Source organism: Psychrobacter sp. CAL346-MNA-CIBAN-0220 (genome assembly GCF_040309805.1).
In the GTDB taxonomy this organism is placed as follows: Bacteria; Pseudomonadota; Gammaproteobacteria; order Pseudomonadales; family Moraxellaceae; genus Psychrobacter.
In genome coordinates this window covers 1-239 of sequence record NZ_JBEOPF010000688.1, presented here as the reverse complement: position 1 = coordinate 239, position 239 = coordinate 1, and the positions used below count along the sequence as shown (strand labels likewise).

Annotated in this window: 1 protein-coding gene; it reads right to left on the bottom strand. The window is 44.8% G+C overall.

Features of this window, described 5'->3' with window-relative positions:
* The coding region (locus tag AAEY88_RS15340) for a hypothetical protein (RefSeq protein ID WP_350563774.1) at positions 1–239 on the bottom strand (239 nt) is incomplete at both ends.

The window sequence follows — 239 nt, the reverse complement described above, 5'->3', positions numbered from 1 at the left end:
ATGCTATATAGATCAAACACTTTAAAGCTACCATCTTCTTGCTTGATACCGAACTTCTCAAGCGTCGTACCCTTTGGTGTGGCTGTAAAAGCAAAATAGCTAGCGTTGCCCCGCATCTTACGAGACTCTATTGCCTGAATAACTCTGTCTTGCGCATCAATAGTTTGGCTATCTTCACTGGTGTCATCGTCGTTATCTACTTTCGCACCTAGCGCTCGGTTCATGTCGTCATGTGATGC